Source organism: Pedobacter sp. MR2016-19 (assembly GCF_014947265.1).
In the GTDB taxonomy this organism is placed as follows: Bacteria; Bacteroidota; Bacteroidia; order Sphingobacteriales; family Sphingobacteriaceae; genus Pedobacter.
This window is the reverse complement of record NZ_JADCNK010000025.1, coordinates 12804-27623: the sequence shown is the minus strand read 5'-3', so window position 1 is coordinate 27623 and position 14820 is coordinate 12804. Positions and strand designations below refer to the sequence as shown.

Below are 14820 nucleotides of genomic sequence, written 5' to 3'. Positions count from 1 at the left end.
TATGGAAAAAGAAATTAAATGTAGCAAGTGTGATGTAGAAACAATCATAATTGAAAACCGACTTTTCTTCACAGAAGAAAGAAAAGTTGCAAATATAATTTGCCCTTCGTGCAATACAAAAATTGCTGAGGAGCCGATAGACGGTTGGTTTTTTATACAAACAAAAGAACAATATAACTTTCAATTACAAATAGACCGGCAAAAGGAAGAAATTAAATTTGAAGGTATAATATAAGATTTTTTGAAAGCATAAGTCTTAACGCCTTATCTCGTGCAAGGGCTAGACTAGTTCTTAAGATAATTTTAAGTTCTTCAAAAGATTCTTTCATTGCCCATAATTTGCGGTTCGCAATGACGAAGTAGCTAACGAAGACATGTACTGGGCTGTCTTTCAACAGCCCAGTAGTATTTTAATCCCTATACCCATCCCTAAAACTATAATGCGTTTGCGCATTACAGATTATATAATCAATAATTTCGATGTTTAGCTTTGCGCAGGTATTAAAACAGGTGCTTACAAAAAGTTCATCGAGAGGGTTAACCTTAATGTTTTTAACATCGCAATAGTTTAACACCAGTACACCATAAGCATTGCAGGCAACAGCCAAACCCGCCAGTTGCTGTATGCAATTAATCGGTTTTGCCTGCCGCTTTAGTTTGTACCAGCAAAAAACCTCGTGGCTTTGGTTTACAAACAGCACATACCAATCGCAGGCTTTACCGGATGATGGTTTGCCGCGGAGCTGTTTTAAAAATTGAGTTGAATTTTGGGCCAGGTTTACGTTTACCGGCCTTTTGAGTGCTTGATAACTGAACTCTAGTTCAGCTAAAGCAATTTGATTTTTCTGTGTTCGCATTTTTTGAAAAATTAAATTAAAGCCCAGGTCACCGCGAACACAGTCGGCAAGCCGAAGAGTTCCCGGACTTTCACCGGTATGCCTGGGATATTGTTAAGAAAATTATTCGTTGAATTGCTCCAACTGTGTTCGCGATATAAATATAGTAAAATATTATCAGATGCAGAAATAAATTGAGGGTGATGAAAAAGATTTTGGTTTTGAAAAATGAACCCAGACTTTCGACCTCGATCACCCGACTCCCGACCAAAAAGATTGCTTCACGCCACCATAACAGCCCTTCCCTTCAGTTCGCAATGACGAAGCGGGTCAGTTAATTACCAATAACCAAACTTCAATGATCAAACAGCGATCGCATATTGAACGATCACGGTAACGCACCAAACCCCGGCCCCCAGTCTTTCCGACTCCCCGACTAATTTACCATTCCCAAAACAATTGCCTTTTAAAAAGAATTATATAAGTACACCTATAACAATTTGATATGAAAACGAAAATAATAATCTTAATGGCCGCCTTTGGCCTGGCATTGTCAGCCTGTAGCGGTAAAAAGGCCGATCAGGAAAACGCTGATAGTATGTATAAATACACAGATACAGGCAAGGTAATTGATAGTACAAGTACTGATTCTACAGCAGATTCGACCACGAATGCCCCGGCAGATGTAAAAAATTAAAGAAAATGAACAAACGACTAGCGCTCATACTGAAAAGTATGGGCGTTTTTGTTTTATTACGGCTAGTGACCCCTCAGGGGTTCGAACCCTGGACCCACAGATTAAGAGTCTGTTGCTCTACCAACTGAGCTAAGAAGTCTGGTTGATTAAATATAGTAAAAAATTAGAGGTTTGGATTTATAGCTTACTAGATTATACCCAATAGCGGGTATTGCACTATGTTTTTTGAGTAACCATCTTTACTATGTGGTATTAGTAATACCAGCCCGAAGCCATAAACCAAACCCTAAATTAAAACTCACATGATATGATTATTTATTCTGGCGAATAACCATTTGCCCTACTAGCAAGCCAATTTAAAAAGTATTAAATGGCAAAAACATCTTTTTATGATACAATTTAAAGTAAATGCAGGCCAGGGCCAAACAGCACATTTTTATTTTTTAAACAGTTTAAATACAGAGCGACATGAAAAAATATTTCTTATTCGTATTTATAATAATATTAACTGCTACAAAAGCTTACTCCTTCGATTTGAAAACACATTTATGGATAGCGCAACAATTACTTAATGACATTGTAAAAAACAAAACCATAACCATTAATAACAAAACGTATGAACTGAATAACAAAGTTCTTTCTTCACTCATTAACCATCCTGCCCATTTTAGAATGGGAACGCTAGGCATTGACGTCTTCCCCGATCCTATAGTTGGCCAGATAACTGCCCATCCAGGATTAAATAATGGATGGAAAACAGACACCTGGATACAACACGTATTAAACTCGGCAACAACCCCTGCTGAAATTTCCTTTGCTTACGGTTATGCTTGTCATGCGGCAATGGATATTTTTGCCCACACTTATGTAAATGCTTATTCGGGTGATATATTTCTTTTAACTGATGAAATTATTGTTGAAAGAAGACATTTTGCACTTGAAAAATACATCGGCAATCACCTGCCTGACTTTGTAACGCCGGATGGCCAGATAATTACTAATTATAGCTCATTGATAAGTGCTCCCTCTGGATTTTTAAGTAAGACTTTTATCCTGAATAATAGCGTAACTGGCGAATATTTAAAATCAGGCTCCCTACATTTAGTTGCCATGAACGGTGTTTATAACGTGGTAAAAGAAATCGATAATGCCAACCAAAACATCATTTCTACCTTAAGTTCAAATTACTTAAACCTATTAAAAGAAGAACAGAGGCTAATATTAGAGCTAGACAAAAAAGTAGGGCTAACTGCCCAGGCGGGTATGCAGTTAAAACTTGCAAAAGAAGCGCTCGAATTAAAAAAAGCAGCAAACGATATCCTGCTCAAAAAGATAAAATTTGAACGGGACGTTATTGATAACGGTATTAAAACCAAAAAGGATATTGAAAATATCATTCAACAAAAACACCAATTAATTAGCAATGGCAACCAATTGGTTAATAACCTTGAAAATGAAATTATTGATAAAAGAGCCAGTGTTGTAAAACTGACTACAGATATTGGATTGCTCCCATTAACCATCCAGCATGAGATACTGGAAGAGGTAAGTAAATGGATTCCTGGTATTCCTTATCCGTGCGGTACCAAGTGGTGTAAAAAATGGGGTGTAAAATACCCATGCGGTGTAAAGATGTGCAGTACAGGTAGCTGGGTTAAAGAAATTATTAAAAAGACTGTTAGTATAGCTAACCCGGCAATCGAAAACCTTAAGACAACCAAAAACAAATTAATTGATCAGATAGCCAATGCAGAAAAAACAATCTCAAACACAAAATCAGGCATTGTTGACGCCACCAACGAAATTTCAAAAAAAACAGAAGAACTAAGTAACCTGGCCACAAATATAGCCCTTGCAGAAGCAAATGAATTAAATTATAAAATGCAGGAGGAGGCTTTGGAAAAGGAAATTGAGGCTTTGCAGCTCAGTTATGACAAAGCCAGTGAAATATATGAAAAAACTAAAAAGGAAGAAGACGAATTAAGGGGGCGCCTTGAAGCTTATGTTGATCAGTTTATAAATGTGGCAAAAGATTTAATCGCACGTTACAACCTGATGCACTTACTGCTCGAAAACTGGAAAGGAGATATCGAAAAGGCCTGCATACAATACATTAATGCGGGCGAAGATTTTTCAAAAGATATCCTATCCAATAAAGGGAATGGCTTTTCATATTATGCCGATTGGTATAAATGCTGGTCGCCAGTATTTACAGCCATTCCAAGCGAAGTTCCGCAAAGCATTTGTACCATAAGCGATTATTATACCAAACTCAATTCAGAAATTGATAAAGCCATGGCAAAATTAGGCCCATTGCAATATTTGTTAAACCCTACAAAAGCTTTAAAAGAAAAATTAGAAAAAGAAGCTAAAAAAAGTATGGAATATGCGGCGGTACAAATCTCAAACCACATTTTCGGTAAAGAAACAACCGACTTCTTCTTAATGGTTTCCGGTAGAGAAACTGTTACAACTGAAAAACTTATAGCCATATTTAAAGAAGACGGATCGGGGAAAAATTTGTTAACCTTTAAAGATGTAACAGTACTCATCAATAAAGAAATGGGGATCGCCAACGAACATAAAAAGATTGATTTTGATCAATTTGCTACCCTTTACAACGCCTTGCAATTATCAAAGCTCTCTATTCTGAATGCGCAAAGCTTAAATAAGCTGCATTCAGATTATCTGGGCAATAAAAAAACCGCTTATGGTAAAACGCTATATCCAGATGAAGATAATTCGAACTTTACGATATTAAACAAAGCAGTTAGCTCCATAGACGGATCTTGCCAGTGGATGCAAATTGCGTCCCCCCTATATAGACACACTGGCTTTGATCAAAAATGGCCAAATGATCGAATGTATAGCTATTCGTACTGCAGTGATAACACTTATGGCTTTAGGCTTTGGGTTGATGAACCTTCAAGAGAAAGTATCTTTAAAGTGGTATTTAAAGGCCCATTAACACCCGATTTATATGCTTATGCTACTTATAATAACGAGAATAACAGATTCATTCCATGTAAAGAAAATCCCTTTCCTAATACCGTTGGCAATAATTGCAGAATATTAGAAAACAATACCTTTTGCAATGACAGTGATTTTAAACGGTTCTTTAAAAAACTATTTAACCGATATTAGAAAAAATTTAGTTGTTGCAGTAGATATCTTTACCCTTTATCAAGTACATCCTTTCTAGCGCAAGTCTTAGCTTATTCAGGCTTAGCCATGGCTTGACTTGTGCTTTCGTTAAATTATAAATCATTTCTTTACTTAAAACTTGATGAGATAAAAGACGGACAGCAGGACCGGAGCCAGCCCAAGGATCATAAGCCTTTGCGATCCAAAAAAACTTTAAACCCCAAACTGATCCTCTTCCAGTTCTCATTTTAGAAATCCAGAATCGGAATAATCCACAAAATAGATTGCTTCACGCTCCCCACAAATCAGTCCTTCGGTTCGCAATGACGATTAATATGTTTATTCATCGTAACTGTGCGCTGATCATCTTAAATCGGTGGGAGAAAAGAATAAGAGTTGCCCGCTAATCTCTCAGATATAGGCAGATTTTTCCTTATAAATTGTTAGTCTGAGCGGAGTCGAAGACCAGCCAAAGATGTGCCCGCTGAGCCTTTTCTCTTATCTTACTTCATAGTTAAAAAAGCAACAGCAGCACGTAAGCATTAAGATTCCCGCCTGCGCGGGAATGACGACCGCTTTAGTTCTGCACCCATCACCTTAAATCTGCGGAAAAATATTAAGAAAGGATTCTCCCGCTGATCTCTCAGATATCCGCAGATTTTTCCTTTTAAATTGTCAGTCTGAGCGGAGTCGAAGACCAGCCAAAGATGTGCCCGCTGAGCCTTTTCTCTTATTTTACTTTCATGATTAAAAAAGCAACAGCAGCACGTAAGCATTAAGATTCCCACCTGCGCGGGAATGACGACAGCTTTAGTTCTGCGCCCATCACCTTAAATCTGCGGGAAAATATTAAGAAAGGATTCTCCCGCTGATCTCTCAGATATCCACAGATTTTTCCTTTTAAATTGTCAGTCTGAGCGTAGTTGAAGACCACCCAGCTTTGCGTCCTCTGTGCCTTTCTCTTTGTGTACTCTGCGGTTAAAAACGCGCCTATTCCGATAACTTCTTTTTAATACCTTCCGTCAGTTTTTTCACTTTCATATAACCTGCTAAAGAACTATTTCTTTTATCGAAATTGATCTCCAGCCAGCCTTTTTTGGCTTTAAGATTAAACTTGTCGCTGCCATTTAAGTTCACGAACAAGTCGATATGCTGATCCAGTGGAAGTTCGTTATTCAATGCACTATCAAGATATTTCTCCAGTTTAGCGGTTTTGTTTTCATCATACTTTGCTTCAAAGTTAAAATCGGTATTGTTATCCATCGTACTTAGCGATAAATTCCCCTCACCATTATGGCAGCCATATATTAAAGTGGCAAGTAAAATTCCGATACTGTAAAAGATATTTTTCATGTTTTTTGGATAATTTTTGTTTTTTCATCCCCCTGCCCCCTTCAAAGGGGGACTGGGTTCTCACCGAGACCTCCGACTCCTGACTTTAGACTAAAGACTAAAAGGCTATCCTCCCGCTCTGTTCTTAATATCATCTGCCGCCGTTTTCCGGTCATGGTTTGATTTTAGATTTTGATTACCAAAACTATAACTGATATTGAAAGATACCCTTCTGCTAATGTAATTGTTCTGCACCCTTAAATTCACATTTTGATAATCGAGCGTTCCTTTCCAGTAGTTGGTCTGGAAGATATCATCAACATTTAATTTAAGTTTTAAAGCTTTGTTTAAGAAACTTTTTTGTACGCCCACATTTAAGGCATTCTGGTAAATAATGGTCCGCTCTAAACCACGCACCCGGGGAGAATTTAACCAGAAATTGGTTTCGAAAGTCCAGTTATTGGGCAAAGTAATGGAGCTTGTAATGTTAAAATTGTAAGATACTTTGCTGAGCATAAAAGGTGCACCTTCTAAGTTATCATCATTAAATTTATTGTAAAACAGGCTAAAATTGTTTTGTAAATTCCACCATTTGGTAATGGCCAAAGGAAAATATAATCCGGCTGTATAATATTGTCCGCTGCCTATATTACCCTGTCCAACCGTAACAATCCTGGTGCTATCGTTTTGTGCGGTTTTGCTGTCCAAAATGAGATCTTTGGTTTTTGAGTAACCTAACGAAAATGATAACCCACTTTTATAATTATAACTCACTTCGAAATTATTGGTAAACTGGGGCTTCAAATATGGATTTCCCTGTTGTATCGTGTAAGGATCCATGTAAAAATTAAAAGGATTTAACTGCTGGTAATTGGGGCGATCTATCCGCCTGCCGTACGAATAACGTAAATTACTGCTTTCTGAAATTTTCTGACTAACAAAAACCGTAGGAAACAATGATAAATAATGCTGTTTTGCCACGGTATTATTGGTTACCGATGTGCCTGTAGATTGTGTATACTCTGCCCGTAAACCAGCCTGAATTTGCCATTTACCCATATCTTTAGATAAATTTGCATAAGCTGCATTTACATTTTCCTTATAAATAAAGTTATTGCTCTGCCCTACAATATTCTGCCATTCGTTATTGAGAAATGCCGACGACAGAAAATCGTTATTGGTTTTAACATAAGTACTTTTCAGGCCGGTTTCCAATTTCGCAGTTTTTGATAATGGCCAGGTAAAATCTGTTTTTGCCGCATAAATATCAATTGCTGTTTTACTATCATTTTTAATGATAGTATTGTTGTACACCACCCCTTTTTCGTCGTAAAAATTGGTGTTAAAATTTTCAAGACCAGAATAATCGAAGCCAGAGTAATCGGCATCGAAATTTAAGCTCGCACCCTCCTTTTTAAAATCATGTTTGATATTAAAATTTACACTATAATTTTTGTTTGGCGTATTGGCATCGGAATATTGGATCAATGAATTGTTGCTTACTACACCAGCCTGAGTTTCGTTTATAAATGTTTGAGAGAAATTATCCAGTTTACGTGTACTGGTGCTGCCATCCAGCATAATCCCGATCGTCGTTTTTTCGCTGGCATAATAATCTGCCCCTACTTTTGCAGCCAAGCGCGATCCGGTATATATTTTTTGAAAGTTTTGATTAAATGCACTTTGCAAACCGTTGGAATTGGTATTCCTGTCTAAAAATAAATTCGAAAAATTATTGTTTTTAGAGGCATTTGCATTGGTATAAAAATTCCACTTTTCTACGCGGTGATTTAAATTGAAGTTAAGCTCCGATCCATAAATATTGGTAGGCAGATTAGCCCTTATCGCATTGCGATAGGTTGACGAGACACTTCCGTTGGTGCCAAATGCTTTATTCTTTTTCAGTTTAATGTTGATAATACCTGAATTACCCGCCGCATCGTATTTGGCTGATGGATTGGTAATAATTTCAATGGTTGCAATCTGGCTACTGTTTAAACTGTTTAAATAAATGGTCAAGTCTGATGCTGACAAAAAATTGTTCTTTCCATCAATCATCACCATCACACCAGATTTATTATTCAATAAAATCTGTTCATTCTGCCTGTCCACCTGCACGCCAGGTGCTTTCTCTAAAATTTCGAGGGCGGTACTGCCTGACGAAACAATACTGTTTTCTACATTCAGCACCGTTTTATCAATCTGGTGTTCAACAAAAGGTTTTCTACCTTGTACGCTCACTTCTTTCAGCTGTTTAGTTAAACTTTCAATACTGATAGCAGGTAGATTTAAATCTCCGCTAAGCGAAAAACGATCAGTCTTTTTATTTTTAAAACCGACGATCGAGATCGAAAGGACATAATCGCCACCTTTTAACTGGTCGATTTTAAACTCACCATCTATGTTGGTGGATACACTTTTCACAACCGTGGTATCCGGATAGTTCAACACCCTTACAATCGCAAACGACATCGGGACAGTCTTTTCATCGACGATTTTCCCCGTTAGTATGTTTAATTTTTGGGCAAAAGAAGCCCCACACACCATCAGGCATGCAATTAGCGTAAATAATGTTTTCATGGTTTCTTCTTTTTAGGTGTTATATTTTTTTACGGAGATAAAATCAGTGATCGTCTTTCCCGCGCAGGCGGGAATCTTAATGCCAATTTGTATGGGAATGATTAGGTTTCGTCGGCCAGGATTATTGTTCAGGCTCAATACCCAACTCTTCTTTAACTTCCTTAATCCGGTTTGATACAGAATCCTGATACAGGGTATCATTAGGTTTATCTTGGTGCAAGTGGTCTAAATCACGTAGCTCCTGCTCTAACTTTTCCTTTTTTAACGCCTCTTCTTTTAATTGCGCAACGCATTTCAATCCATCATCTGTCATGATCCAAACACTATAATCATTGTGGTCATTTTCTCTGTTGTTGCAATCCCATGTCCAGTAATTATTAACGTAACGGTAAGCATCCTGCTTTAAAATCAATCTGGTTCCCACCGGGATTTCAAGATTTAACCTTACTTCCTGGTTTCTCCAGATGGTTCCCTTTCTCAATTGAAACCGCGGACTAAAAGTCAGTTCAGAATCTTTCACTACATAATTGTAGCTAATGTTCTGCGCATTTTGTAAGGCACTTTGAAAAGTTTTACCCTGCGATTCGTACTTCTGTGTTAAACGGGTAGTACCGGTTTCGCTTTTGTTAATATCAATGCGGATATGGTTCGGTGAAACAAATGGTCCATCTTCAAAATCATCAACTACAATCTGGTGGCGGTTGTTCGCATCAATGTGGTAAGCCACACTATCTTCTTTACTGAAATATTTACTTTTATCGATATTGATGGTATATACCGGATAAGCTTTCAGGTCGGTTGTTTGTGTTAACTCTGCATGTTGCTTAAATTCTGATGAAATTTTGGCTGCCTGATAACCTGTTATAGCCACACCAGCCAACCAGATAATTAACAAAGCGAAAGAAAATGTTTTATTAATGGCCTGTTTGTTAAAAGCTACCCTGATGGAGAATAATACCAGAGCCAAAACCGGTACAAAGCAAACAATAAATGCACCAAATAAAATTGCCCCCCTATTGCCTTCATTGATAATAGAGAAGGGGAAATATTCGTAAATACTCGCATCCCAAAACCCCTGAAAAGCAGCTGTACCGATAATTAAAGTAAGTAAAAAGAGTACGCCAAAAACAATAATGAAACCTGCAATTACTTTAAAAATAACCTTACCGGTGCCTGAAATAAAACGACCCAGCCATTCAAAAAACTCACCGATAAAAATGCCCAGGCGGGCAAATATTGGTTGGGCATGTTTGTTTACCTCTCCTAAACGTTCTTTAACCGCTTGTAATTCTTCATCCAGGTTCTTTTGAAATCCCTGAAGATTTGCAGGCTCGCCTTTCATCTCCATGCGTTCGATCCGGGATTTTGCTTTCGGCATGATGATCCAGAGTATGGCATATACCAATATTCCAAATCCACCTGCAAAACTGATCAGTAACGTTGCCAGCCTGATCCACTTAGGGTCTGCATTTACAAAGTGTGCAATACCGGCGCAAACACCTGCAACCACGCGGTCGTCCATATCGCGGTATAATTTTTTCTCTACATACTGGTGTTGGTAGGTACTGTTAATTACAGGTTCTTCCTCACCTTCTTCAGCTGTATCAAAATCCTGTACCCTGCCCATTTGCGCAATCACAGCGTTTACATTGGCCGAATCTACCACCTGTTTTTTCTGTTCTTCCAATTGTTCGGTAAGCAACTCGGCAATCCGGTTTTCAATATCTGTTACAATTTCAAGGTCATCTGCATGATTGGCAAAATAGTGTTTTACTTCGTTCAGGTAGGCCTTTAAGCGTTCGTAGGCACTTTCTTCAATGTGAATAATTGTGTTTCCTATATTGATGATGATGGTCTTTTCCATTTCCTTTTTTACTAATTATGAATTGGCTCCTTTTTGTGAAATACCTACAGCATAAGCCAGCTCCTGCCAGGTTTGATCTAATTGTGATAAAATACCCCTACCATCTTCGGTTAAGGTATAATATTTACGCGGTGGGCCTGAGGTAGATTCTACCCAGTTGTAGCTTAACAAACCGTTGTTTTTAAGCCTGGTTAATAATGGATATAATGTACCCTCAACCACCAATAGCTTTGCCGTCCTCAATTCGGCAATAATATCCGAAGCATATATTTCGCCCCGGGAGATGATTGATAAAACACAGTATTCCAGAATTCCCTTCCGCATTTGCGTTTGCGTATTTTCTGCTATCATATAACAAAGATATATGTTTTATATACTACTATGCAATACATAGTACTAAAATAAATTAAAGTAAATTATTAAAGCATTGACTATCAATCATATAATTTTAAATAAAATTTTGTGTTTCAGAAATAATTCTGTAAAAGCTGAAAATTTTTGATGTTTTTTAGAAAAGCAAGGTTCTGTAATGCTTCGGTTTTTGCCGTCCTGCTATCACCTATAGTCCCGATTGGACCTGTGCTAAACTTACGAAGTTTGCCCTGCTCATGCCTGTTAAACTTCGTAAGCTGGCCTGCCTTAAAATCGGGAGCTATTTGGTTCTATCAGGTTTATTGGGGAGGGGTTGGTAGTCCGAGCGCTCAGACTTACGAAGTTTGCCCGGCTTGGCGTTAAGGAAACTTCGTAAGTCAGCCTGGCGCGGCCACAGATTTCTCTGAAGCCCTTTAAACTTCCGAAGTCTTTTATCACAAACGCCCATTTCAGACTGCGGAAGTTGGCCATAGGAATTAAATACATAAATACGATAGATTTAATATATTTTAATAATTTTGTAGCGTATTAACTTATTTTCATGAAGAAATCTATTGCCAGCATTGTTGCCGAGGCAAACCAAAGCGGCGAAGGAACGCTTAAAAGAACTTTAGGCCCCATCAACCTCATTTTAATTGGGGTTGGCTTAACACTTGGCGCCGGTTTATTTTCGATTACGGGTTTGGCAGCAGCCAATCATTCCGGCCCTGCGGTTACGCTATCATTTGTAATTGCGGCTTTAGGCTGTGGTTTTGCTGCACTTTGTTATGCAGAATTCGCCTCTATGATTCCGGTTGCAGGTAGTGCCTACACCTATTCTTATGCCACCATGGGCGAGCTGTTCGCCTGGATTATAGGCTGGGATCTGGTATTGGAATATTCTGTGGGTTGTGCAACTGTAGCCATTAGCTGGTCGCAGTATTTAACCCGGTTTTTAGCCAGTTTACACATTTATCTCCCTCCACAGTTAACCTTATCTCCTTTCGAAACCGCTAAACTTGCCGATGGCTCTACCGTTAATGGCATTATTAATATCCCTGCAGCATTGGTTGTGGTATTAATGACGGCCATACTCATCCGTGGCACTAAAGGCTCGGCTATTGTAAACGGAATAATTGTATTTCTTAAAGTTGGCGTAGTATTGGTATTTATTGCACTGGGTTGGCAATATATCGATCCGGCAAATTATCATCCATACATTCCAGAAAATACCGGAACATTTGGTCAGTTTGGCTGGAGTGGTGTATTACGCGGCGCCGGATTGGTATTTTTTGTATTTATTGGTTTTGATGCCGTTGCTGCTTCCGCACAGGAAACAAAGAATCCGGCGAGAGATTTACCGATCGGCATCATAGGATCGCTAGTGGTTTGTACGGTTTTATTCGGTTTGTTTGGTCATGTAATGACAGGGTTGGCCAATTACAAAGAATTTGCCAATAGCGGCGCACCTGTAGCTATAGCCATCGAAAAAACTCCTTATGCATGGTTAAGTCAGGCCATTATTTTAGCCATTCTGATCGGCTACACTTCGGTAATCCTGATCGATTTAATGGCGCAATCACGGATGTTTTATTCCATCAGCAAAGATGGTTTATTGCCAAAAATGTTTTCTGATGTACACGCAAAATTTAAAACACCATACAAATCGAATATTATACTCTGTGTATTTATTGGACTTTTTGCTGCATTTGTACCCATGAATGTAGTAGGCGAAATGACCAGCATTGGAACCTTACTGGCCTTTTTGATGGTTTGTGTAGGTATCCTGATTTTAAGGAAAACAGATCCTGAAGCCAAACGCCCATTTAGGGTCCCTTTGGTGCCATTAATCCCAATTTTGGGCATTTTAACCTGCATAGCCATGATGGTATTTTTACCCTGGGAAACCTGGGTTAGACTAGCTGTATGGTTAATTATTGGATTAGCCATTTACTTCGGCTATGGTAAAAAGAACAGTAAATTAAATGCTGTAGCAAAGCAGGTCGAAAAGCCACAATAAAATATTACTATACATATTGGGCAGTCAGGTTGTTGGATATTCCATACAATCTGATTGCCCTTTTTTAATTGCATATCGTATTTACAACCGCATAAATATCAATTCGTTAAGAAAAAATATTAGTTATCCACAATTTAACATTTTTCTGAATTTTTGGCTTGGGATTTGCCTTAATAAAATCAACCCTATTAAAACATTATCCCATGATTATTAAATTAGACACATCAGTTTTCAGACTTTCGAGACACAAAGCTGAAACCGTAAAAAAAGTTGCAACACCACTTACAAAAGACCAATGGATTACTGCTGACAGAATTGTAATGGCAGCGATGTTTATTGTCACTATTATTGGCGCCATCTTATTTTAATTTCAGATGATTGATCAAAAATCTTCAGAAATTAACGCTTTATTTATCATTACTGCGGCCACGGTTCCTGCGGCTGTAACAATCGACAACGACCTGAACAAGGTTGTACAATCTCCTGCTGCATAAACGCCTTTTGCAGTAGTTTCCTGCTGCTCATCTACTTTTATCGTTCTTAGATCTGTTAATTCAAAACCGAGTTGCACGCTAAAATTTATATGCTGTTCTATTTCAGGTTTAACGTAAATCGCTTTAAAGGTTACCTTTTCTCCATTTTTAAAAACAATATTTTCCAGCTGACCATTTTGGTGTTCCAATTGGATAATCTCCTCTTCTAAAACGGTAATCGATTTAGATTTCAGTTTTTTTACCTGCCCGGCTGTAAATCCGGATTTCCCATTGGTTAAAATGGTTAAATCTTTATTCCAAAGGTGAAGGTTTTTGGCCATCTCAAACGCGTGATCGCCATTCATTAGCAGTCCTATTTTTTCATTCTTTACTTCGTAGCCATGGCAATAAGGACAATGTATAGCAGAAATGGCCCAGCACTCAGCCAAACCTTTAATATCAGGCAGTACATCTTTTAAACCTGTGGACAATAATAATTTGCGGGAAGTAAAATATTGTCCATCTTCCAGGCCAACACTAAAACCACCTTCAATTTGTTTGGCTGAATCGGCTTTTGCATTTAAAAATTTAACCGTTGAATATTTTAACACTTCGGCTTTTGCTGCCTTAGAAATTTCGGCTGGCCGATCGCCATCATGCGTTAAAAAATTATGCGAATGTGGCGTTTGCCGGTTACAGGGTTTGCCCGCATCGATTACCAGAACATTCCGGGTTGAACGGCCTAAAGTTAATGCGGCAGATAAACCTGCATAGCTGCCGCCAATTATAATTACATCAAAATCCATATTCTTATCTTTTGACACAAAGATCTGAATTGAAACATCAAATGCAACACAGATGCATTAAATAAATGTCATTTTATTTTTTGAAAATTACCGCCTTAATGAAGTTCCCATAATACAAACGCAGTTCTAAGATCTTGTAACCTGCATTTATAAAGTAAGGATTCATGTCGATCAGGTGATTTGCCTCTACAATTCCCAGTAATTTAAAAAAGCTGTACATCGATTTGAGCAACAGCCATTTCCACCAATTCCCATTATTTTTGTTTAGCGAAAAATCGACCAAAAACCACAGGCCATCTTTTTTCAAACATGCATTCAATTGTTCAAATACTTTTGCGGCCCGTTGCTCTGCGAAATTATCGAAAAGAAATGGTGTTAAAATCACATCAAATAGGGTATCCGTTCTAAAATCCTCAATGCCAAGATTCACAAATTCGACCTGGTTGTTTTTACAGTTCCGTTTTTGAGAAAGTGTTATCATTTTAGCTGATATTTCCACATAAACCAGCTTTAAGCCACTGGGATATATCTTTCCAATTTCTTCTAAAATCCATCCTGTTCCACCACCTACAATTAAAACGGAGCTATCTTTTGGAAGATACTGAAGCTGATTGATCTGCGCATTAACCTGCGATTTAAAAAACACCAGGCGGCTTAAGGTATCGTAATGCTTGGCTATTTTATCGTAGTTGTTGTTCATAGTATTCAGTATCAGGT

The 14820-nt window shown here is 38.0% G+C and carries 13 protein-coding genes and 1 tRNA gene; 5 read left to right on the top strand and 9 right to left on the bottom strand.

Annotated elements, in window-relative coordinates:
* Window position 1 precedes the first annotated feature (1 nt).
* On the top strand, window positions 2-235 hold the full coding sequence (locus IM793_RS22070; protein ID WP_193425152.1) for a hypothetical protein: 234 nt from the start codon (window positions 2-4) through the stop codon (window positions 233-235).
* A 175-nt stretch (window positions 236-410) separates the two neighbouring features.
* Here IM793_RS22070 and IM793_RS22065 read toward each other — a convergent pair whose 3' ends face one another.
* A complete protein-coding gene (locus IM793_RS22065; RefSeq protein ID WP_193425149.1) occupies window positions 411-857 on the bottom strand; it encodes a hypothetical protein in 447 nt (148 codons plus the stop codon).
* 484 nt (window positions 858-1341) lie between these two features.
* On the opposite strand from IM793_RS22065, the gene IM793_RS22060 reads away from it, so the two are divergent.
* The gene (locus tag IM793_RS22060; protein ID WP_193425146.1) at window positions 1342-1533 is read left to right on the top strand and encodes a hypothetical protein; all 192 of its coding nucleotides are present in this window, start codon (window positions 1342-1344) and stop codon (window positions 1531-1533) included.
* 66 nt (window positions 1534-1599) lie between these two features.
* Here IM793_RS22060 and IM793_RS22055 read toward each other — a convergent pair.
* A tRNA-Lys gene (locus IM793_RS22055) sits at window positions 1600-1672 on the bottom strand.
* 329 nt (window positions 1673-2001) lie between these two features.
* Here IM793_RS22055 and IM793_RS22050 point away from each other — a divergent pair.
* Window positions 2002-4677, top strand: coding sequence for a hypothetical protein (locus IM793_RS22050; RefSeq protein WP_193425143.1), 2676 nt, complete (start codon window positions 2002-2004; stop codon window positions 4675-4677).
* Between the two features lie 7 nt (window positions 4678-4684).
* Here the strand turns inward: IM793_RS22050 and IM793_RS22045 are convergent, their stop codons facing one another.
* From IM793_RS22045 to IM793_RS22025, 5 genes are all read right to left on the bottom strand, one after another.
* Entirely contained in the window at window positions 4685-4924 is a 240-nt protein-coding gene (locus IM793_RS22045) for a hypothetical protein (protein WP_193425140.1), read from the bottom strand.
* A 743-nt stretch (window positions 4925-5667) separates the two neighbouring features.
* A complete protein-coding gene (locus IM793_RS22040; RefSeq protein WP_193425136.1) occupies window positions 5668-6030 on the bottom strand; it encodes a hypothetical protein in 363 nt (120 codons plus the stop codon).
* A 105-nt stretch (window positions 6031-6135) separates the two neighbouring features.
* On the bottom strand, window positions 6136-8589 hold the full coding sequence (locus tag IM793_RS22035; protein WP_193425133.1) for an outer membrane beta-barrel family protein: 2454 nt from the start codon (window positions 8587-8589) through the stop codon (window positions 6136-6138).
* Window positions 8590-8710: 121 nt separating this feature from the next.
* The gene (locus tag IM793_RS22030; protein ID WP_193425130.1) at window positions 8711-10453 is read right to left on the bottom strand and encodes a PspC domain-containing protein; all 1743 of its coding nucleotides are present in this window, start codon (window positions 10451-10453) and stop codon (window positions 8711-8713) included.
* A gap of 15 nt (window positions 10454-10468) precedes the next feature.
* On the bottom strand, window positions 10469-10804 hold the full coding sequence (locus IM793_RS22025) for a PadR family transcriptional regulator (protein WP_029275299.1): 336 nt from the start codon (window positions 10802-10804) through the stop codon (window positions 10469-10471).
* Window positions 10805-11366: 562 nt separating this feature from the next.
* Between IM793_RS22025 and IM793_RS22020 the strand changes: the two genes are divergently transcribed.
* Both IM793_RS22020 and IM793_RS22015 read left to right on the top strand, forming a co-directional pair.
* Window positions 11367-12824: an amino acid permease gene (locus tag IM793_RS22020; RefSeq protein ID WP_193425127.1), complete on the top strand. Its 1458-nt coding sequence runs from the start codon at window positions 11367-11369 to the stop codon at window positions 12822-12824.
* A gap of 203 nt (window positions 12825-13027) precedes the next feature.
* A complete protein-coding gene (locus IM793_RS22015) occupies window positions 13028-13192 on the top strand; it encodes a hypothetical protein (protein ID WP_193425124.1) in 165 nt (54 codons plus the stop codon).
* A gap of 14 nt (window positions 13193-13206) precedes the next feature.
* On the opposite strand, the gene IM793_RS22010 is transcribed toward IM793_RS22015, so the two are convergent.
* Window positions 13207-14103: an NAD(P)/FAD-dependent oxidoreductase gene (locus IM793_RS22010; RefSeq protein WP_193425122.1), complete on the bottom strand. Its 897-nt coding sequence runs from the start codon at window positions 14101-14103 to the stop codon at window positions 13207-13209.
* A 73-nt stretch (window positions 14104-14176) separates the two neighbouring features.
* The gene (locus IM793_RS22005; RefSeq protein ID WP_193425119.1) at window positions 14177-14803 is read right to left on the bottom strand and encodes a class I SAM-dependent methyltransferase; all 627 of its coding nucleotides are present in this window, start codon (window positions 14801-14803) and stop codon (window positions 14177-14179) included.
* Between the last annotated feature and the right edge of the window lie 17 nt (window positions 14804-14820).

Bases quoted from the DNA above. Each gene is read 5' to 3' on its own strand.
- IM793_RS22070 (WP_193425152.1), top strand. From the start codon at position 2: ATGGAAAAAGAAATTAAATGTAGCAAGTGTGATGTAGAAACAATCATA.
- IM793_RS22065 (WP_193425149.1), bottom strand. From the start codon at position 857: ATGCGAACACAGAAAAATCAAATTGCTTTAGCTGAACTAGAGTTCAGT.
- IM793_RS22060 (WP_193425146.1), top strand. From the start codon at position 1,342: ATGAAAACGAAAATAATAATCTTAATGGCCGCCTTTGGCCTGGCATTG.
- IM793_RS22050 (WP_193425143.1), top strand. From the start codon at position 2,002: ATGAAAAAATATTTCTTATTCGTATTTATAATAATATTAACTGCTACA.
- IM793_RS22045 (WP_193425140.1), bottom strand. From the start codon at position 4,924: ATGAGAACTGGAAGAGGATCAGTTTGGGGTTTAAAGTTTTTTTGGATC.
- IM793_RS22040 (WP_193425136.1), bottom strand. From the start codon at position 6,030: ATGAAAAATATCTTTTACAGTATCGGAATTTTACTTGCCACTTTAATA.
- IM793_RS22035 (WP_193425133.1), bottom strand. From the start codon at position 8,589: ATGAAAACATTATTTACGCTAATTGCATGCCTGATGGTGTGTGGGGCT.
- IM793_RS22030 (WP_193425130.1), bottom strand. From the start codon at position 10,453: ATGGAAAAGACCATCATCATCAATATAGGAAACACAATTATTCACATT.
- IM793_RS22025 (WP_029275299.1), bottom strand. From the start codon at position 10,804: ATGATAGCAGAAAATACGCAAACGCAAATGCGGAAGGGAATTCTGGAA.
- IM793_RS22020 (WP_193425127.1), top strand. From the start codon at position 11,367: ATGAAGAAATCTATTGCCAGCATTGTTGCCGAGGCAAACCAAAGCGGC.
- IM793_RS22015 (WP_193425124.1), top strand. From the start codon at position 13,028: ATGATTATTAAATTAGACACATCAGTTTTCAGACTTTCGAGACACAAA.
- IM793_RS22010 (WP_193425122.1), bottom strand. From the start codon at position 14,103: ATGGATTTTGATGTAATTATAATTGGCGGCAGCTATGCAGGTTTATCT.
- IM793_RS22005 (WP_193425119.1), bottom strand. From the start codon at position 14,803: ATGAACAACAACTACGATAAAATAGCCAAGCATTACGATACCTTAAGC.